A 19,473-nucleotide genomic window follows, 5' to 3' on the forward strand; every position below is an offset into this window, starting at 1 on the left:
GCATGGACGATTTTATTGACGGCCTGTCGGAAGTTGCCTGCGATGTCCTGGTGATCGGCGGCGGAACCGCCGGTCCGATGGCGGCCTTGAAGGCGAAGCAGAAGAACCCTGCGCTGAACGTCGTGTTGCTGGAAAAAGCCAACGTGAAACGATCCGGCGCAATCTCGATGGGCATGGACGGGCTGAACAACGCCGTCGTGCCGGGCTATGCGACACCGGAGCAGTACACGAAGGAAATCACGATCGCCAACGATGGCATCGTCGATCAGGCGCCGGTCTTCAACTACGCATCACGCTGCTACGACATCATCCAGGAACTGGATCGCTTCGGCATCCGCTTCCAGAGGAATGCCAACGGCGACTACGACCTGAAGAAGGTCCATCACCTCGGCACTTATGTGTTGCCGATGCCGAATGGCGAAACGGTCAAGAAGGCGCTCTATCGCCAGCTGAAACGCGAGCGCATCCTGATTTCCAACCGCTTCATGGCCACGCGGTTGCTGACGGCGAAGGATGGTCGCATCGCCGGTGCCGTTGCCGTCAACACCCGCACGGCGGAATTTCTCGTGCTTCGGGCCAAGGCGGTGATCCTGTGCATGGGAGCGGCCGGCAGGCTCGGCCTGCCGCATTCGGGCTATCTGTTCGGCACCTACGAGAATCCCACGAACTCCGGGGATGGCTATGCCATGGCCTATCATGCCGGGGCGGCGCTCGCGAACCTCGAATGCTACCAGATCAATCCGCTGATCAAGGACTATAACGGTCCCGCCTGCGCTTACGTCGCCGGTCCGTTCGGCGCCTACACCGCCAACAACGAGGGCAAGAGGTTCATCGAAAGTGACTATTGGTCCGGGCAGATGATGCAGGAGTTTTACAATGAGCTGCAATCGGGAAAAGGCCCTGTCTTCCTGAAGCTCAACCATCTCCATCCCGACACGGTCGGCGAGATCGAAGACATCCTGCATCGGGTCGAGCGCCCCTCCCGTGGGCGGTTTCATGCGGCGCGTGGCACCGACTATCGCGACAAGATGATCGAGATGCACATTTCCGAGATCGGTTTCTGCTCCGGCCACAGCGCATCAGGCGTCTTCGTCGACGAATATGCGCGCACGACCGTGCCTGGCCTTTATGCTGCCGGTGACATGGCAAGCGTGCCGCACAACTACATGCTCGGAGCCTTCACAAACGGGGCGGTGGCTGGAGAGCATGCGGCAGAGGTGGCATTGGAAACCGACCTTCCGGACTACGATCCCGACTTCGTGCGGCTCGAGCGCGAGCGCGTTCTGGCGCCGACGCGTCGTGACGACGGAATTCCCCCCAACCAGCTCGAATACAAGGTGCGGCGCCTCGTCAACGACTACCTGCAGCCGCCCAAGGTGACGGTTCGGATGCAGATCGGCCAGCAACGATTGGCCGAGGCCAGGGACGACCTTGAGACAGCCCTCGTCGCGCGCAACGCGCATGAGCTGATGCGGTCATTGGAGGTGTCGTCCATCCTCGATTGCGCGGACATGGCCGCCCATGCATCGCTCTATCGGACCGAAAGCCGCTGGGGCCTTTATCACAACCGGATCGATTATCCCGAAAAGGACGACGAGAACTGGTTCTGCCACACGCTGCTTCGCAAGGTGAATGGCCGCATGAGCTCCGAGAAGCGCGCCATTGAGCCCTACATCGTTCCTATCGAGACCGAAGAGCGGACGGCCTACGAGCGTCTGCGCGTTTCGAACCAAGCCTGATCGAGGAGAGCCATGCCGTTTGCACTTTCCCCCACCACAGTTCCCGTCGTCGTCGACGAAGCGAAATGCATCGCCGACAAGGGCTGCACCGTCTGCGTCGAGGTTTGCCCGCTCGATGTCTTGCGTATCAGCGACCTCACCGGCAAGGCCTACATGAAGTTCGACGAATGCTGGTATTGCATGCCGTGTGAGACGGATTGCCCGACGGGCGCCGTTACCGTCAACATCCCCTACCTGTTGCGCTGACATGGCGACGTTCGATCCATTCGAGGATTTCGGCAATGCCGATGAAATTGTCGGCCGTCTCGCTGATGCGGATCCCGCCGTTCGCCGCCTCGCCGTCATCGATCTTGCCGAGACGGCGATGCCGGACAGTCTCCTGCATCTGCTGGCGATGGTTGGAGACAACGATGCGAACGTGCGCCTTCAGGTGGCGATGGCACTCGGCGATTTCGACACGATCGATGCCGCCAGCGGGCTGGCGAAACTCCTGATTGATCTGGATAGATCGGTAGCTTCTGCTGCGGCGGACAGCCTTGCCGAGTTGAAGGATCCGTCTGCGGTTCCCGCGCTCCTTTCGTTGCCTACACATCCGGACCCTTTTGTGCGCGCATCCGGTTTTCGCGGAATGAAGGGACTGCGCTCACGCGCAGCGCTTGGTCCCGCACTTAAAGCAATGTCGGACGAAAGCGCTCAGGTGCGGGCCGAGGCGCTGGGAGTGATCGCCTATCTCAAGCTCGAAGAAACGCTGCCATCATTGATCGCAGCCACGCGCGACGCCGACGCTTCTGTCCGTGCGGAGGCGGTCAACGCCCTGTCGTTCACAAAACAGGTCGCAGCGGCCACCGCAGTTGCTGTGGCGCTACGGGACGATGTCTGGCAGGTGAGGGCGGCCGCGGCGCAATCGCTCGGGAGGATCGGCCAGGCATTTGCCGTCGGCGGTCTCGTTGCGGGATTGGCGGACGACTACTGGCAGGTCCGCCAGAAGTGTCTTGGCGCGCTCGGGAGCCTGAAGGCGCAATCGGCCGTGGCCGATATAGCGGCGCAGCTTGCGAGCGACCTGCCGTCGCTCCGCAAGGAGGCCGCGGCAGCGCTCGGCGAGATTGCCGATCCATCGGCTCGCGAGCCGCTGATGGCCCATGCCTCCGACACGGATCCGGATGTGCGAAAAACGGTGCGCTGGGCGCTGACCCGGATTGCTTGATTGCGATCGAAGCGCAATCTCACGCGCCGCGCTTCGACACAATCTCCATCAAGGCATGCGGGCGCTCGATGCGAATGTGGCGCGGCGACACGGATAGAAGTCCGTCCTTCTGGAACCGCTTCATCATCATCGTCACCCATTGGCGGGTCGAACCGACCATGGCTGCGATCTGGTCATGGGTGACCTTCGCGTTGATGATGATGGCTCGCCCGTCCCGCACCCCGTGCAGATCGCCGAGATTGATCAGGAACTGGGCAAGGCGTTCGATGACGGAGCGGGTGCCCAGCATCTGCGCCATAGCCGAATAGCACCGTCCCTTGGCGGCCAGCCCCTGCAGGAGACAGAGCGCGAAATTTGGCATCTCGACGACCAGCTTCTTCAGCGCTGGCGCGGGAAGGAAGAGGATACGACAGTCGCTAAGAGCTTCTCCCGACCAGATGTGCACCCCGCCGCCCGTCATTTCCGGGCCGCCGATAAAATGGCCCTTCGTCCAGTAGGCCAATGTGATCTCGCGCCCCGACGGTGCGGTGTAAAAGACCCTGACGTCGCCGGCTTCGATGATGAAGATACCGCCGTGCCCGTCGCCCTGGTTGAAGATTGCTTCACCCGTTCGAAACGAAAGCTGGCGGCCCTGCGCTCTCAGCCTCGTCCATTCGTCGGGGGCGAGGGCATCGAGAAAATGCGCTCCTTCGTCGAGCCCGCCGATACCTTCACTCAAGAAAAGGGCCTGATCGCCGGGAAGAATGGCCGGGGCCGGCAGATCAACCGAGGGGGCGTGTTTCGGGCGTGCATCCTGATTGGCGGTCACGCGGACGTCGAGGCTCACATCGCTCTCCTTCCACAGCGTAGATCGCTTTTAAATTATAGAAAATCTACCAATTAAGAAGAAAAATAATCGCGGTTTCGGAACTGGACTTGGAAGATTTTCGTCGAATCGATGTTTGAAGCGCCAGAGTCAGGAGGCCTTCCTGGGGCGCCGCACGCTCCCCCCTGTGAAAGTCGCCACGCGTCTGCTCGTTTTGCGAGATGAGCCTGGCCGGGGGCGTGGTTCGCGCCTGGACCGATTGTTGTCCGCTCATGCGCCGTAGAATTTCGCGAGATCGACCGAGGCGCGCGCTGCCAAAAGACCGCCACTCCGAAACGAGAATCCGAGCCTTGTGTCCTTGCGCAGCAAGATTATCTCCGCTGCCTGCAATCCGGAGAAAATTGATATCTATAAAATCTATGTGTTTTATGAGGTAATATTTCTATTGGCTTGCCAGGAGGATACCATGCCCAAAACCGAATCCAATCCCATTACGCTTGGAACCCGCGCGGCGGACTTCACGTTGCCCGATGCCGATGGCAACCTGTTCACGTTGGCCGAGTTCAAGGACAGCCCGGCGCTGCTCGTCGCCTTCATCTCCAACCGCTGCCCCTTCGTGGTGTTGATCCGCGAGGAACTGGCGAAATTTGCGCGCGACCATGCCACGCAGGGGCTTGCCGTCGTCGCGATCAACAGCAACGACGCCAAGGCGCATCCGGAAGAAACGCTGGAGCGGATTGGTGTAGAGGCAAAGACTCACGGCTATGGCTTCCCCTATCTGAAGGACGCGTCGCAAAGTGTCGCCAAGGCCTTTGGTGCCGCCTGCACTCCGGACTTTTTTCTCTATGACCGAGATCGCAAGCTTGCCTATCACGGCCAGTTCGACGAAGCCCGGCCCGGCAACGGCAAGGATGTGACGGGTGCGGATCTGCGCGCTGCGGTCGACGCGGTCCTGAAGGGCGAAGCTGTCGGCGCCGGCCAGGTGCCCTCGATCGGCTGCAACATCAAGTGGTCGGCTGGCAACGAACCGTCCTGGTTCTCCACCGCAGCCTGATCCGCAATCGTGAAACGGCCGGCCGTACAGCCGGCCAACGCTTCCTTTTCTACACCGGGACATCATGGCATCGCGTCGCAAGGAACAGCCCACCGAAGACGGGCGCCACATCGAAACGGACGTGCTGGTTGTCGGTGGGGGCCCCGCCGCCGCCTGGGCGGCGCTTTCCGCTGCCGAGACCGGCGCGCGCGTCGTCTTGGCTGACAAGGGTTATCACGGCACGAGCGGTGCCACGGCTCCGTCCAATACGGGAACGTGGTGTGTGCCGCCGGGAGAAGGGCGCGCAGCCTCGGTCGAGCAGCGTTTCAAGCGCACTGCCGGCCTTGCCGATCGTCGCTGGATGTTGCGCGCGGCTGACCGCGCCTACGAAAACCTCCTGAAGCTCGTCGAATGGGGCTATCCCTTTCCGAGCGAAGAGGATGGCAACCTCTATATCGCCAACCTGCGCGGTCCTGACTACATGCGCTTCATGCGCCAGCGTGTGCACAAGGCCGGTGTCACGATCCTTGACCACCATCCTATCCTGGAACTGCTTGGCGACGATCATCATGTCGGGGGGGCTGCGGGGCTTTCTCGCCGCAATGGCGCAAGCTTCTCCGTATCGGCCGGTGCCGTCGTGCTTGCCACCGGCGGCTGCGCCTTCTTCGAACGCATCCTCGGTGGCACGGGGCTCACCGGTGATGGCTATCTCTTCGCCGCAGAGGCCGGCGCGTCCCTTTCCGGCATGGAATTCACCGGCAAATACACGCTCGCCCCGCACGGTTCCTCGCTGAACAAGGGTTTGCCTTTTCGCTGGGCGACCTTCTACCGAGAGAACGGCGAGGTGCTGCGCGACGCCCGCGGTGAGCCGGTGACGAACGGTATCGGCGGCGGCGAGCGGCAAGTGGCCGAGGCCCTGCTGTCCGGCCCGGTCTATGCCCGGCTCGATCTTGCCGAACCCGCGATGCAGGACTGGCTGCGTCGTGGCCAGCCGAACTGTTTTCAGCCTTACGACCGGATGGGGATCAATCCCTTCGAGCACCTGTTCCGGGTCGACCTCAAATACGAGGGCACCGTGCGCGGCACCGGCGGTATCCGCATCGTCTCGTCCGACTGTGGCACCGGCATTACCGGGCTTTACGCCGCCGGCGACGCGGCGAGCCGCGAAAACGTGACGGGTGGGGTTTCCGGTGGCGGCGCCATCAATGCCTCCTGGGCGATTGCCAGCGGCTGGTGGGCCGGTCACGGCGCCGCCCGGCATGCGAGCAGCAGAAAGTCCCGTGATGCCGCGCGCTTGCGGCCGCTCGGGTCGACGGGTTTGCGCGGCGCCGGCGAACGTGAAGACGTCAATCTCGCGGCCGCCGCCCGCGCGGTGCACGAGGAGATCGTGCCGCTCGACAGGAGTTACTGGCGCAAGGCCAGCGCCCTGGAGACAAGTCACCGCATTCTGGAAGGCGTGTGGGCCGGCCTCAACCAGGCAAAGCCCGCGGTCGGCATCGACCGACTTCGCGCACGAGAGGTGGCGTCGGTTACGGCGAGCGCCCGCTGGACGGTCGCGGCTGCGCTCTTGCGCACGGAAAGCCGGGGCGTGCACCGCCGGAGTGACTTTCCCACCGAAGACGACGGGCAGGCGAGCCGCATCGTCGTCTCCGGGCTCGATCAGGTGAGCGCCGTGCGTGAAGACCTCGCTTTCGAGACGGTTCGGGAGGGCTGAGCGATGATCGAGGTTATCTCCGCCGACCGCTGCATCCGCTGCGATATCTGCGAACGGATCTGTCCCGCCTTCGTCTTCGATCGCGACGAAACGGGTCTGCCGATCATTGCCCGGCAAGACGACTGCCAAACCTGTTTTCTCTGCGAAATCTATTGTCCGACGGATGCGCTCTATGTCGCCGAGGCGGCGCACGGACCGACAGGCATCGCGGAGGCCGAGGTGCTGGAACGCGACCTTTTTGGCGCCTACGCCCGCTCGCTCGGGTGGAACCGCGGCCGCGCCGGCGGCGCGCAAGATGATCCGACCCGTCACATCCGCGTGGCGCAGGTTTGAAAGGGAGTTCGACCTTGGAACGCATAGCCGTCAGCGCGCTGCGCAAGACCTTTACGCTCAAACAGGGCCAGACCGTAACGGTGGACGGCGTCGCCTCGAGCCGCATTGCGGTGCTGGATGGCGTCGACCTGACCATCAAACGCGGCGAATTCATCACGCTGGTCGGGCCGTCCGGCAGCGGCAAGTCGGTGCTGCTCGATGTCATTGCCGGATTGACCGAAGCGACCTCGGGCGTCGCCCGCATCGACGGCATCGAGGTCTCCAAACCGCATGCCCGCACCGCCTATGTCTTCCAGCAATATGCGCTTTTTCCCTGGCGAACGGCGCTGCAGAACATCGAATATGCCCTGGAGGTGCGTGGTGTGCCGGCGGCGGAGCGTCGCGAGAAGGCACGTCATTTCCTGCATCTCTTCGGCCTCAAGGGCTTCGAAGACCGCTTCCCCTCGCAGCTTTCCGGCGGCATGCAGCAGCGCGTGGCAATCGCCCGGGCGCTCTCCACCGATCCGCAGGTGCTGCTGATGGACGAGCCCTTCGCGGCTCTTGACGCCCAGACGCGCGACATCCTGCAAAGCGAACTGTTGCGCATTTGGGAACAGATCAAGACGACCGTCGTCTTTGTCACCCATTCGATCGACGAGGCGATCTACCTCGCCGACCGCGTGGTCGTGATGACCGCGCGCCCGGCGAGCGTCAAGGAAATCGTCGAGATTGACCTGCCGCGCCCGCGCGACCTCGATATCCGCAACAGCGCGGCCTTCAATGCCTATCGGGGCCGCGTCTGGGAAAGCTTGCGTGACGAGGTCGTCAAGGCCCAGCGCGATTGGGCGCTCGCATCCAACTATACCAACTAAGGGAGGATCCGATGAGTCTGATCGCCGACCGTAACCTGCCGCTCCGCCGGACATTTTCATCGCGCCGAAAGCGCGCCGCGGAGAAACCGCCGACGGTTCTCGGTGAAGCCTTCTCAACCATTACGCTGGGCCTGCCGGCGCTCGTCGCCTTCGCGCTTCTCTGGGAGATTGCGCCACGCGCCGGCTGGATCAACGCGCTGTTCTTCCCGCCACTCAGCCAGGTGCTCTCGGTCCTGTGGGAGATGATCGCCTCGGGTCAGCTTGCCGACCACATCGGCATCAGCCTGCAGCGCGCCGCGATCGGCTTTTCGCTTGCCGTTGTTGTCGCCGTACCGCTTGGTCTTTTGATGGGGCGCTATCCGCTCTTCGAAAAGGCCTCGGACTTTCTCGTCCAGACCCTGCGCAATACCTCGCAGTTCGCGCTGCTGCCGGTCTTCATCCTTTTGCTCGGCATCGGCGAGGCGTCAAAGATCGCCATCACATTCTACGCGGCCGTCTTCTTCCTGCTGATCAACACCATCGTCGGTGTGAAGTCGGTCGATCCACTGCTGGTGAAGGCAGCGCGTTCCATGGGAACGTCCGACTGGGATCTCTTCAAGAAGGTCATTCTGCCCTCGGCCGTTCCCTCGATTGTCGCGGGCGCTCGGCTTGGTGTGAAGACCTCGCTCTTTTCGGTCATCGCCGCGGAGATGCTCGCGGCCCAATCCGGCATCGGCTACCTCATCCAGAATTCGTCGCTGATGCTGGAAACAGACCGGATGTATGCCGGCATCCTGACGCTGACGATCATCGGCCTCCTGCTGAACTACTTGCTCGTCGCTGGGGAACGACGCGCCACCCGCTGGCGCGGCGACGGCGAAAGCGGCCCGAACTGAGCCCCAGCCTCTCTTCCAACGAACACGCGATTTCGAAAGGATCCATCCATGACATCGAATTCACTCCGCCGCACATTGTTGAAGCTCGCCTTGGCGCTATCGTTCCTGCCGGTGGCGGGTGGCGCGCCGGCCTTTGCCGACGACGCGAAGCCCGAGGTCATCCGCATCGGCTCGACCGCGCCGGGCCACCTGAAATTCATCCTTTATCGCAACAAGAAACTGCTGGAAGACGAGTTCGCCAAGGACGGCATCAAGATCGAGCTGACGACATTCGATGGCGGTTCCGCTGCCACGGTTGCGCTCGGTTCGGGAGCGATCGACTTCACCTATATCGGCAACAACCCGTCGCTTCGTCTGGCGGCGACCGGGGCCGACGTGAAGCTCATCGGCCTTTCGAGCTGGAACCGTTCGAACGAGACGCAGATCGTCGTCAAGCCGGAGTCTGCGATCCAGAAGATTGAGGACCTGAAGGGCAAGAAGGTCGCCTATCTCTCAGGCACGGTGCGTCATTCGACCTTCGCCAAGGCCCTGCAGGCCGCAGGTCTTTCCCTCGCGGACGTGGAAAGCCTGAACCTCGGTATCGACAGTTCCGGCCCGGCGCTGGCCCGTGGTGACGTCGATGCCATCGTGGAAAGCACCGGCCCGGTGCAGACGCTTGTTGAAAAGGGCGGAGCGCGGGTGATCTTCGACGCCGGCGTGTCGGGCAGCCCCGATTGGGCGGTTCCACATCTTCTCAGCGTCAACGGTGAATTCGCCCGCAAGTATCCTGAAATCGTGACACGTCTGCTGGCTGTCGATATTGCGACTGCCCGCTGGGCCGACGCCAACCCGGAAGAGACGACTACGATCTTTGTCAAGGAGACAGGCAGCAGTGACAAGGCAGTCCGCGCCACCTACCCGGATGGAAAGTTCTTCCAGGACCCGGAAATCACGGATGCGGCAGTGAAAGCGCTTCAGGGGGAGGAGGCCTTCATGGCCGAGGCCGGGCTGCTGAAGGGCAAAGTCAATTATGAGAGCTGGATTGACCGCTCCTTCTACGACGCAGCTCTAAAAAGAGTTGCTGCCAGCAATTGATCCTGTAGGTTCGGGCGGCGGCGCACCTGCGTCTCCGCCCTCTCTTCTTCTTGAATGATGTCCTCCATTTCCTCTTCTCCACTTCCGTTTCACCGCACCCGCATCGTCCCGGCCGTCGTGGCCGTGGCCTTTTTCATGCAGATGCTCGACAGCACGATCATCGCAACCTCGCTGCCGGCCATGTCCAAGGCCTTCGCGACGGATGTGGTGGCGCTCAACATTGGCTTCACCGCCTATCTTCTTGCGATGGCCGTGTTTATTCCGCCGGCCGGATGGCTCGTCGAGCGTTTTGGCGCGCGAGAGGTCTTTCTTGCCGCTATCGCGCTGTTCACGCTCGCCTCCGTTGCTTGCGGCTTCTCGGCGTCGCTTGGTCAATTCACCGTGGCTCGGCTCTTCCAAGGTGCGTCCGCAGCGCTGATGACGCCGGTTGGGCGTCAGCTCGTACTGCGCGATGCACCGAAGGCGGAATTGGTGCGGGCAATCGCCACCATCACCTGGCCGGCTCTGATTGCCCCCGTCATCGGGCCTCTGATCGGTGCCTGGATTACAACCCACGCCGGCTGGGAGTGGAACTTCTTCATCAATCTGCCTCTCGGCATATTCGGTGTCGTGCTCGTTGCCTTTTTCGTGCCGCGCGTGCCTGCGGAGGGAGCGCGGCCCTTTGATGTGACCGGCGTCTTGCTGACTGGAGGCGCGCTCGCACTCACCCTTGGCGGTCTGGAGCTTTCCAGTTCATCCTCGGGTGGGACCGCTTCACTTGGCCTTCTGGTGGCCGGTCTTTTCGCCGGCTTTTTTGCAGTCCGCCATCTGCGGCGCGCTGCGCATCCCCTGCTCGACATGACAGTGCTGAAGATCCCGACTTTCGCCTTCGCAACGCTTTCGGCGGGCACCGCCGGGCGGCTTGCCGTCAATGCGACGCCATTTCTGCTGCCGCTGCTCTTCCAGGTTGGTTTGGGTTTCAATGCGGTGGAGACGGGCTCGCTGGTCTTCGTCTACTTTCTCGGCAACCTTTTGATGAAGAGCGTCACCACACCGGCTCTGCGTCTTTTCGGCTTCCGCAGCCTTCTTGTCGTAAATGGCATGATCGCCGCCACGACGATCGGTGCCTTCGCATTCGTCGACGGAGAAACGCCGCGCATTGTCATGTGGGTGCTGCTGATTGCCTGCGGCCTTTCCCGCTCGATGCAGTTTACGGCGCTGACGACGATCGCCTTCGCGGATGTACCGCCTGCTCAGCGAAGCGCGGCGACGACGATTTCGGCGATGCTGCAGCAACTCTCCCAACTGCTTGGCATCGCCGTTGCCGCAGCCGTCATTCGCTTCGCATCCTATCTGGGCGGGGGAGGAGGCGATTATAATATGCTTCCGGATATTCGCGCCGCCTTCCTCTTTATCGCCGCCATAGGCTTCGTGTCGGCGCTTCGCTTTCTCGCACTGTCGTCCGACGCGGGTGCTGAGGTTTCCGGCCACCGTGGTCGCCCTGTCGTCGGATAAGGCGGCGTAACAGAAACCGCGGTTCGCGCAGCCTTTGGAAACGGCCAGCGATCAGACATATGGCGTATTCCTCAAGAGAGCAGACAGGTTTCGGTGCGACCTGCCGGCGGTAACGACCTTGGGCTTCGAAGACAGAGAAGAAGAGCCACTGGCGACTTTTGAGCGGAGATCGCCAAAGAGCCGGGGAAAGACCGGCGGAGGCGCCGGGCGAAAACTTCCTTCCCATTTTCAAGGCTAGAAGTTTCGCCTGACCTCCCGGTCTGCGGTTCGTAAGCAGGGTACGGCACAAATCGGCGGCCGGGGCGAAGCGCCGGCTTTGTTCGTCTGCGAGGGTAAGTTCGCCTTCGATGCGTTTCAGCCATCGTTTCGCTTCCGCCGGCTGACACCCAAATAGACGGTGCTCTTTCATCGGTGCGACACAGTCGACGAACTCGACTTTTTATTTCCGCCTCTGATCGCAACGGTCGGGCAGATATGCCCTGGGTCGGGAGGGCGGAACCATTCGCTCGTAGCCTCATTTTACCGAGGTATCATAGATGGAGCGGACCAACGGCACGCCCCAGATTGCGCCTGGTGTCGACCAGCCCCTCACTGCTGCGTCGCCTGTCTCGCGTCTCCACTGCGCATTGCGATCGCGTGTGTCGAGTTGCAGTCGATGGTGAACGGGATGGGAGATGGAATAGCAGCGACCGTTAAAGTCATGCGCTGGTTGGCAATTACGATGTTCTGTGCGTTCGGTGGAGCCTGCACCACGACATTTACGCCCGACATGACCAGCCTGAAGGCGCATTCTCCCGCCACGCTGCACCGTGTCTATGTCAAAATGCCAGATGCTTCCGGCAAAAGAACCTCGCAGCGTGCCGGCCATTATACTGTCGGCAAGCCTTACGTGGTCAAAGGCAAGCGTTACTATCCGAAGGAGGAACCGGGCTACGATCGAAGCGGCATTGCCTCCTGGTACGCTCGGGGGTTTCAAGGGCGGCGGACCGCAAATGGCGAGACTTACGATCCGGGCCGCCTCTCCGCCGCGCATCCGACACTTCCCTTGCCCAGCTACGTGCGGGTGACAAATCTCACAAACGGCTCGTCGGTCGTTGTGCGCGTCAATGATCGTGGCCCTTTCCACAAAGGACGTTTGATCGATATTTCCAGCAAGGCAGCAGAGATGCTGGATATGACGCGCCGCGGGACAGCGTACGTCCGGGTACAATATGTGGGGCGCGCCGCTCTAAACGGAGATGACATGGCGTTTCTCATGGCGTCACAAAGGAAGCGCCAGGGTCCCCTTGGCGTCAATCGGCCAATCGGCGCGCAGGTCGCCGGCAAACCGCTTACCAGCTACGGTGAGCGCAGCACCCTGTTCGTCGGCTCGAAATCTGCCGGTAACTTTCTGGCTGCCTCTCGTTTGGGGGGACGGGAGGCTGCGTATGCGCTCTGGGCTTCCCAGGCACACCACTTGGCACCCCTCGGCAAGGCAAGTATTGCAAGGGAAACCGCGATTTTTGCCGAATGCTGTTTGAACAATGAGCGGGTGGGCGAGAAATCTGTGTTGCAGGCGTTTCTCCCGGCAGCTTTCGATCGCAAAAGCCACCGGACTGGAATGACTGGCCGACGATCGCCAGCAAGGCGACGACGGGGAGACCCGGAAACCGGCCATATCCGGTGGTGTGAACGTTGCCAGAGCGCGTGGCGTGCGTGTCGAGGGTGAGCCGGAAGCTTCAGAGAAGTTAGCCGGACCAGAATTATGCGCTCAGTTTCCGTTTTGTGCGTTGGGATCGCCTGCAAAAAAGGAGGACCCGACGGCCTCGCGAGACGACATCATAATATTTCCCGGCCGCTGGCGCGGCCGGGAAAGTGAGGGAATGCAATCAAGCGAATTCCCGAAGCTTGGTATCCGAAGTTCAGGCTGACCTGACGTTTTCGGCCTTCGATTTTCCGGTCTTGCGGTCCTGGCCAAGTTCATAGCTGACCTTTTGACCGTCGCGCAGTGACGTTGCGCCCTCAAGCGCCGACACATGGACAAAAACGTCCGGTCCGCCATTGTCAGGCGTGATGAAGCCAAAACCCTTGTCCTGGTTGAAAAACTTTACGGTACCGGTTGCCATAGTCATCCTCGTCAGCTGAGTGCTCTGCGTTTTGCCGGAGCACCATATCCAGCGCCTGCCTTAGCGGCAATCGCGCATGTTGGCAAAACTTAATTTGCTGAGCCGGACCTTCTTCCTTCATACCAGGGGCCGTTTAGACCCTGGATAAAGGCGGCAATGGCGACGGCGCGACAGTCACGACGTTAAACGCGGCCGCGCGGCTGTCCGGCCATCGCGCTCTCGGCTTGAGCGTTCCTCAGATGGTATCACACGAAATCATCGAAGAGGGTCGCAGGATCAGACCTGGTGGCGAGAGATCACTTGGTTCGACGTTCACCTGCTCCAATCGCGCCAAGAGCAGGTTGACTGCGGCTCCTGCCACCTCACCAAGGTGCAGATCAACTGCGGTCAGCGGAGGGGTGGCGAGTTTGGCGCGCATGCCGTCATAGCGGGTCGCGATCCGAAGGTCGTGGGGGATCTGGCGACCGGTGGCGCGGGCCGCGTTGAGAACGCCTGTCGCAAAGGCGTCGACCGGCACGCAAAGGGCCGAGATCGAGGGATTGGCGCGCAGCAAGCTTTCAGCAGCGATTGCTGCCGCTTCTTCGCCCCCCTGTTCGTCGATGCGGATGGCGCGTGGCGTAAAGCCGCTTCCGGCCATGCGCTGCGCATACACAGCCTCCATCTCGATATAGGAATTGCGCCTTTGTTCACCCGTTATCAAGCCGACCTGACCGTCGCCCGCAAGCAGGTGATCGAGCAGCAGATGCGCCGTTGCGGCGCTCTGCAAATCCACGAACGGAAGATCGTCTCGGCCGGGCGCACGCCCGATGCACACGACCTCGGTCCCGCGGGACGAAAAGAAATCCAGCACCGGGTCGTCTCGTTCCGGCTCCACGACGATGGCGCCGTCCACCTCAAGCGCGTCGAGGCGGTCGCGGGGCCCGAGTGGAGGAACGAGGCAAAGGGAAATACCCCTGGCAAAAGCCGTCACGGCGGCGGCAGCAGCAATTTCCATGAGGAAGCCCAGCCTCGACGGTCCGGCGGCCACCGCAAAGGGCATCGATGAAACCAGTGCGATAGATCCGGCTCTGCCGGTGCGCAAACGCTGCGCACGGTGATTGGGACGATAGCCCATTTCCTGCGCCAGCGTTTCGATGCGCTTGCGCGTTTCCGGCTCGACGTAACGTCGGCCGCTGAACGCGTGCGAAACAGTTGTGACCGAGACTCCAGCCGCCTTGGCAAGGTCGGCGATAGTAGGTTTTCCCATCAGCCCTCCGATGAACGTCTTCTATCACGCCGATCGCACCGAAGCAAAACGATTTGCAAAGGCGCGATTGTGTGTTAGTGGATGCGCATGCAAAACGATTTGCATAACGGCTTGAGGAGGCCGGGAGGAGGAAAACATGCAGAGTGAATTGAATGGAGTGGTCGAGCCGGTCGATGAGGGGCAGCCGCTTCGCAGCCTGTTCCTGTTTGGCCTTCAACACGTGCTGGTGATGGCCGCGTCTCCCATCACCGCCGTCTTTCTTGTCAGCAAGGCCCTTGGGTTTTCGGACGCGGTGACAGTCTCGCTCATCAGCGCAACCTTTTTCGTCTGTGGCCTTGGCTCGATGCTCCAGAGTTTCGGGCCAAAGGGGTTTGGTGCACGCCTGCCCTTCGTGATGGTGCCGGGAGGCGCGCCAATTGCCATCTTTCTGGCGATCGCCCAGCAGACGGACATCCAGACAGCCGTCGGTGCCGTCATCGTAACGGCTCTCTTTTACTTTCTGGCGCTGCCGGTCTTCCGCAGGCTGCTGCGTTACTTTCCGCCGATCGTCGTTGGAACGATGCTGTTGCTGGTCTCCGTCAATCTTGTGCGCATCTATGGCGTGACCATCACCGGAAAGCCTGGCAGCGAGGGCTTCGCAGCGCCCGTCGAGGTCGGACTGGCACTGATCACCATGATCCTTACAGTCGCTGCCGCGCGGGTCTTTTCTGGAACGCTCCAGCGGCTCGCCGTCATGCTCGGACTGGTCGGTGGTGCGCTCGTCGCGCTCGCCATCGGCCACATGGATCTGTCGGGTGTGTTCACCGGGCCGGTCATCGCCGTTCCGCAATTATTTCCCTTCGGCATGCCGAAGTTCGACCTCGTCGCAGCCATCCCGCTGATCGTGTTCTCGATCATTTCCATGGCGGAGGCGACCGGTCAGACGATCGCGACGGCTGAAATCGTCGGCCGCCGGGGAGATGCCCATGCGATCGTGCCTTCGACCATCCGCGGCGATGCACTGATGTCGCTCGTCGGTGGCCTGTTCGGCACATCGCTGATCATCACCAGCGGCGAGAACGTCGGTATCGTGCGCGCGACCGGCGTCAAGTCTCGCTATGTGACCGCGATGGCGGGCGCCATCCTCGTTCTCATCGCGCTCTTCGCCCCGATTGGCCGGATGGCCACGGCTTTGCCTGAGGCCGTCGTCGGCGGCACGGCAGTCATCGTCTTTTCGATTATTGGCGTCATCGGGATCGACCTCCTGCGTCGCGTCGATCTGCGCGAACATGGCCCCATGTTCACCCTCGCGGCCGCCCTCTCGATGGGTCTGCTGCCGATCCTGGTGCCCGGTGTCTACAGCCAGTTTCCGCAATGGACGCAGATGATCCTCGGCAACGGACTTGCCGCAGGCACGATCACCGCCGTCGTCGTCAACGCCATCTTTTCACATTGGGGCCAAGCCGGACGATCCGAAATTGCGGCGGCGCCCCTGCAATCCACCACTCAAGGAGCAAGCGAGTGAGCGCAATCCGCCAACAACTATCGACCGCCGGCGACCTCATGCTGCGCCCAGGACAAGTTCTTCTGCCGGATGGCCCGCGCACCGGAAAAGCCATCGTCGTGCGCGATGGCGTCTTTCAGCGGATCGATACCGTGGAAGCGATCGCCCGGGACTTCCCCGAGATTGTTCCGATCGACCTGCCCAACCATCTCCTGATGCCCGGTTTCGTCGATACCCATACGCACCTGACCCAGTCGCTTGGCAAGGCCCTCGTCTTTGGAGAACCGTCGGAAATCTTCCGGCGGATCTGGGTGCCGCTGGAAGGCAGTCTCAACGAGCGCATGGTCTATCTCTCGGCAAAGCTTGCCGCATTGGAAGCGCTGCGTGGGGGGTTCACGACCGCCGTCGATGCCGGCACCCGCTCAAAGGGTCATGTCGGCGCTCTGGTGCGGGCTGCAGGGGAGGTGGGGCTTCGCAGCGTCGTCGGCTTTATCTGCAACGATCTTTCGGGAAGTGCGCAGATCGCCGAACCCGGCGTCATCCGGCGCCAGGCGGAAGAGCACGTCTCCACCTACAGGCAGGACCCGCTGATCCATCCCTCGCTGGCGATTTCGATCCCGGAGGCCGCAACTGACGGAATGCTCAAAGCGGTTTCCGAATTGGCAGCCGCGTCCGGGGTGGTGTTCCAGACCCATGTCAACGAACACCTTGTTGCCGTCGAACGCTCGTTGGCAGCGAAAGGATTGCGACCGATCGAGCACCTGGCGCATCTGGGCGTTCTTGGGCCTCAGGTCCTCCTCGCGCACTCGACGCTCGTCACGCCGCATGAACTCAATCTTTTGCGCGAGACAGGCACGGCTGTCGCTTACAATCCCGTCGCCACCCTGTGGAAGGGGAATGCCGTCGCACCAGCCCTGCAAATGGCAGCGCTCGGCATGCGGTTCGGGCTCGGAACGGACGGAACCCGCGCCGACGCGTTCCGTCTGATGGACGCAGCCGAGGGCCTCCAGCGCGCGGGGTTTGGTCTTGCAACGGGGGATTCTTCCTGCGGCGGCGGCTGGCTGTGGCTCGACCGGGCAACATCCGGCGCCGCAGACGCTGCAGGCCTGTCTCATGTGACCGGCTCGATCACCGAAGGTCTTGCCGCCGATTTCCTGCTCGTCGACCTCGATCGACCCGAGTTCACGCCCTCGCACGATCTGACGTGGGAGCTTGTCCGCTACGGCAATCGCGATCAGATCGACGCGGTCTTTACCAGCGGCCAGCTTCGGCTTTGGCAAGGCTGGCCGATTGATTGGGACGCCCGGGCACTGCTCGAAGAGGTGAGAGGCGAAACGGCGACCGCCATTGCCGAAGCGCCGATCCAGCGCATTCATCCGCTCTCCGAAGCACATCGCCGCCTTGGACAATACCGATGAGTCTTGGTCTTCTTGCCGTTCTGGCTGCCGTGACATTCGTTTCGGCCTTCATTCAAGGGGCGCTCGGCATTGGCTTCGCCCTGATCGTCGCGCCGATCGTCGGTATGCTGAAGCCCGATCTTCTGCCGGTGACCCTGCTTTTGCTGATGCTGCCGCTCAATCTGCATGTGGCGGCGCGAGAGCGTGCCCATGTCGACTGGTCAGGCGCGACCTGGATCACGATCGGACGCTTCGCGGGAACGTTTGCTGGCCTTTGGCTGCTGGCAGCGCTTTCCATCGAACAACTGGATCTTGCCGTCGGTGTGTTCACGGTGGTCGCAGCCGTCACCGCGCTCATAGCCCCGCCGTTCACGCCGAACAGGCCGAGTGCGCTCGGGGTCGGATTGTTTACGGGCGTCACCGAAACTGCCACGGGTATCGGCGGCCCGCCGCTTGCGCTGCTCTACCAGCATGCCAAGGCGCCGGTGCTAAGGGCAACGGTGGCCCTTTGCTTCTTCGTCGGCGAGGTCATGTCCCTCGTCGTGCTGGCCATATCCGGGCGCGTTGGGTCAGAGCAACTGCTCGTCGCCCTCTACCTGACGCCGGCGGTTCTGCTCGGAAGCGCGGTCTCAAAGCACGTGCATGGCCGCATCGGCGGCCGCGGTCTTCGGATCGCCGTTCTGGGCTTTGCCATCGTCAGCGGATTGTTCCTTATCGTCCGGTAAACGAGGCTCTCTCGTTAACCGGCCGTCGGCAGACCACCGGAGCTAGAAACGTCCATAGGCGCCGCCGGCGCCGCTGATGGCCGTGAGGAAACTGGCAAGTCCGGCAGAGCGAAGCGGCAGGTATTGTTTTTGCTGCTCGCGGCAAAGGCGTTTGACCAGGCCCACCGCCGAGTGACTGATGTGATCGACCGGAAAGAGGATCGTCGCTGCCTGCCCGACGAGGGCGGGCAAGAGCGTCGTGCTGTCTTCCATGCCTCCGTCGTGGAGGAGGAGGTCGATGTTGCGCACTCTTGCGTAGGCTCGAAGATGATCAAACAGATTGCGTCGGCCGCCGACATAGAGCACGGGGCCGCTGAGCTGTGCGGGCGGCGCGCTGCCGTCGTCTCTGAGCTGAGCTGTGATTGCCGTCTCGAGGGCTTCGTTTTCGCGTAGGACCGCATAACGCAGATCCTGCATCTGCTCCAGTTCCCGCTGAAGAGCATCGGATTTCTCCTCAGACGCGGCAAGGCGCTGGGCGAAGGCCTCGTTGCGCGTCACGTCCGCTTCGTTGCTTGCGGATAGACCCCTCGTGCTTTTTGCAATGCGCGCCAAGGGTGCGACCGACGCGGCGATTGCTTCGGCGTGGATCGCTCGCTCCTCCAATCGCCGGAGGCGCTGTTGCAGGGCGATCCGCTCATCGGCGGCCGCCTTCAGACGCGTCTCCTGCCGGGCGGTTCGTTCGCGTTCCTGTTCGAGTTCCCTTTCCAGCTCTGTCAGTCGTGCGATGTCGAGCCGACTTGCGCTGCCGACAAGGTGCGACAGCATATGCACTTCTCCGAAGATCTCGCGCATTAGTGCTGGCGATGTTCCCGGATGGCTCATCAGTGCCCAATACGGACCGGCGATGTCGCCGCGCTCGAAGGAATTGCGCCAGATGTTTCGGAGTTCGTCTTGATCGGCCTGCCGGGGAATGCGCTTGATGTTGCTCTCGTGGCGCTTGTCGAGCGCCTTGTTGAGCAACTTTGCCGCCTGATCCCGTTGACCAGCAAGCCACACGCCTCGACCGTGCAGGGTATGGTCCGTCGCAGTGCGCACATCGTCTTGTCCGGTCCTGATCAGGACCTGGCGCAATTCTCCCGCCGTCAGGCAGGTGCCGATGATCGAGCAATGAAATGTCGAGGCAATGTCCCAGGTCCGCAAGCGATGGGCACTGATCTTGGGTGTGTGGCCATCCGGGGATGCAGCGAAGGACAAGGCTGCGGCAGGCAGGGGGACACCGTGGGATTTGAGACGGGGCAACGTGGGCATGGGCGTTCCGGAGCTAGGGCAGTTGCTGGCACTTCGCGACGCGGCCGTCCGCATTGCACATCCGCGAACGGGCCTTTCATCACAGGTAAACCCAATTAGCATTATGTT

18 protein-coding genes are annotated in these 19,473 nt (G+C 62.0%); 14 read left to right on the forward strand and 4 right to left on the reverse strand.

Annotated features, from left to right (window positions below; translation table 11 throughout):
* Positions 1-2 precede the first annotated feature (2 nt).
* The 3 genes from IB279_RS26385 to IB279_RS26395 are packed head-to-tail and all read left to right on the forward strand — an operon-like array spanning position 3 to position 2,943.
* The gene (locus tag IB279_RS26385) at positions 3-1,739 is read left to right on the forward strand and encodes a fumarate reductase/succinate dehydrogenase flavoprotein subunit (protein WP_192339987.1); all 1,737 of its coding nucleotides are present in this window, start codon (positions 3-5) and stop codon (positions 1,737-1,739) included.
* Positions 1,740-1,751: 12 nt separating this feature from the next.
* Entirely contained in the window at positions 1,752-1,985 is a 234-nt protein-coding gene (locus IB279_RS26390) for a ferredoxin family protein (protein ID WP_090299370.1), read from the forward strand.
* Position 1,986: 1 nt separating this feature from the next.
* Positions 1,987-2,943, forward strand: a complete 957-nt coding sequence (locus IB279_RS26395) for a HEAT repeat domain-containing protein (RefSeq protein ID WP_192339989.1) — start codon at positions 1,987-1,989, stop codon at positions 2,941-2,943.
* Positions 2,944-2,962: 19 nt separating this feature from the next.
* Here IB279_RS26395 and IB279_RS26400 read toward each other — a convergent pair whose 3' ends face one another.
* Positions 2,963-3,703 carry a Crp/Fnr family transcriptional regulator gene (locus IB279_RS26400; protein WP_192340019.1) on the reverse strand — a complete coding sequence of 247 codons (741 nt, stop codon included), beginning with the start codon at positions 3,701-3,703 and terminating at the stop codon, positions 2,963-2,965.
* Between the two features lie 511 nt (positions 3,704-4,214).
* Between IB279_RS26400 and IB279_RS26405 the strand changes: the two genes are divergently transcribed.
* The 8 genes from IB279_RS26405 (at position 4,215) to IB279_RS26440 (ending at position 12,830) form a co-directional block, all read left to right on the forward strand.
* Positions 4,215-4,802: a thioredoxin family protein gene (locus tag IB279_RS26405; RefSeq protein WP_060604876.1), complete on the forward strand. Its 588-nt coding sequence runs from the start codon at positions 4,215-4,217 to the stop codon at positions 4,800-4,802.
* 64 nt (positions 4,803-4,866) lie between these two features.
* Positions 4,867-6,495, forward strand: a complete 1,629-nt coding sequence (locus tag IB279_RS26410; RefSeq protein ID WP_113188442.1) for an FAD-binding protein — start codon at positions 4,867-4,869, stop codon at positions 6,493-6,495.
* A 3-nt stretch (positions 6,496-6,498) separates the two neighbouring features.
* Positions 6,499-6,828, forward strand: coding sequence for a ferredoxin family protein (locus tag IB279_RS26415; protein WP_060582850.1), 330 nt, complete (start codon positions 6,499-6,501; stop codon positions 6,826-6,828).
* Positions 6,829-6,842: 14 nt separating this feature from the next.
* Positions 6,843-7,679: an ABC transporter ATP-binding protein gene (locus IB279_RS26420; protein WP_060604870.1), complete on the forward strand. Its 837-nt coding sequence runs from the start codon at positions 6,843-6,845 to the stop codon at positions 7,677-7,679.
* An 11-nt stretch (positions 7,680-7,690) separates the two neighbouring features.
* Positions 7,691-8,554 carry an ABC transporter permease gene (locus tag IB279_RS26425; protein ID WP_089045352.1) on the forward strand — a complete coding sequence of 288 codons (864 nt, stop codon included), beginning with the start codon at positions 7,691-7,693 and terminating at the stop codon, positions 8,552-8,554.
* Positions 8,555-8,602: 48 nt separating this feature from the next.
* The gene (locus tag IB279_RS26430) at positions 8,603-9,628 is read left to right on the forward strand and encodes an aliphatic sulfonate ABC transporter substrate-binding protein (protein WP_089045351.1); all 1,026 of its coding nucleotides are present in this window, start codon (positions 8,603-8,605) and stop codon (positions 9,626-9,628) included.
* A 54-nt stretch (positions 9,629-9,682) separates the two neighbouring features.
* A complete protein-coding gene (locus tag IB279_RS26435) occupies positions 9,683-11,122 on the forward strand; it encodes an MFS transporter (RefSeq protein ID WP_090299351.1) in 1,440 nt (479 codons plus the stop codon).
* Positions 11,123-11,777: 655 nt separating this feature from the next.
* A complete protein-coding gene (locus IB279_RS26440) occupies positions 11,778-12,830 on the forward strand; it encodes a septal ring lytic transglycosylase RlpA family protein (protein WP_060644060.1) in 1,053 nt (350 codons plus the stop codon).
* Between the two features lie 193 nt (positions 12,831-13,023).
* On the opposite strand, the gene IB279_RS26445 is transcribed toward IB279_RS26440, so the two are convergent.
* Together IB279_RS26445 and IB279_RS26450 are read right to left on the reverse strand one after the other, a co-directional pair.
* Positions 13,024-13,227, reverse strand: coding sequence for a cold-shock protein (locus IB279_RS26445; RefSeq protein ID WP_034791723.1), 204 nt, complete (start codon positions 13,225-13,227; stop codon positions 13,024-13,026).
* A 235-nt stretch (positions 13,228-13,462) separates the two neighbouring features.
* Positions 13,463-14,473, reverse strand: coding sequence for a substrate-binding domain-containing protein (locus IB279_RS26450; protein WP_034791724.1), 1,011 nt, complete (start codon positions 14,471-14,473; stop codon positions 13,463-13,465).
* A gap of 136 nt (positions 14,474-14,609) precedes the next feature.
* Between IB279_RS26450 and IB279_RS26455 the strand changes: the two genes are divergently transcribed.
* The 3 genes from IB279_RS26455 to IB279_RS26465 are packed head-to-tail and all read left to right on the forward strand — an operon-like array spanning position 14,610 to position 18,078.
* Positions 14,610-15,977, forward strand: coding sequence for a uracil-xanthine permease family protein (locus IB279_RS26455; RefSeq protein WP_034791726.1), 1,368 nt, complete (start codon positions 14,610-14,612; stop codon positions 15,975-15,977).
* A gap of 38 nt (positions 15,978-16,015) precedes the next feature.
* Positions 16,016-17,374, forward strand: coding sequence for an amidohydrolase family protein (locus IB279_RS26460; protein WP_210338721.1), 1,359 nt, complete (start codon positions 16,016-16,018; stop codon positions 17,372-17,374).
* Positions 17,371-18,078 carry a sulfite exporter TauE/SafE family protein gene (locus tag IB279_RS26465; protein ID WP_192339993.1) on the forward strand — a complete coding sequence of 236 codons (708 nt, stop codon included), beginning with the start codon at positions 17,371-17,373 and terminating at the stop codon, positions 18,076-18,078. The genes IB279_RS26460 and IB279_RS26465 overlap by 4 nt, the downstream gene beginning before the upstream one ends.
* A 42-nt stretch (positions 18,079-18,120) precedes the next feature.
* Here the strand turns inward: IB279_RS26465 and IB279_RS26470 are convergent, their stop codons facing one another.
* Positions 18,121-19,365 (reverse strand): DUF2325 domain-containing protein, encoded by a 1,245-nt coding sequence (locus IB279_RS26470; protein ID WP_167550729.1) that lies wholly within the window; start codon positions 19,363-19,365, stop codon positions 18,121-18,123.
* Positions 19,366-19,473: the final 108 nt, after the last annotated feature.

It is taken from the genome of Ensifer sp. ENS06 (genome assembly GCF_014852205.1).
Classification (GTDB): Bacteria; Pseudomonadota; Alphaproteobacteria; order Rhizobiales; family Rhizobiaceae; genus Ensifer; species Ensifer adhaerens.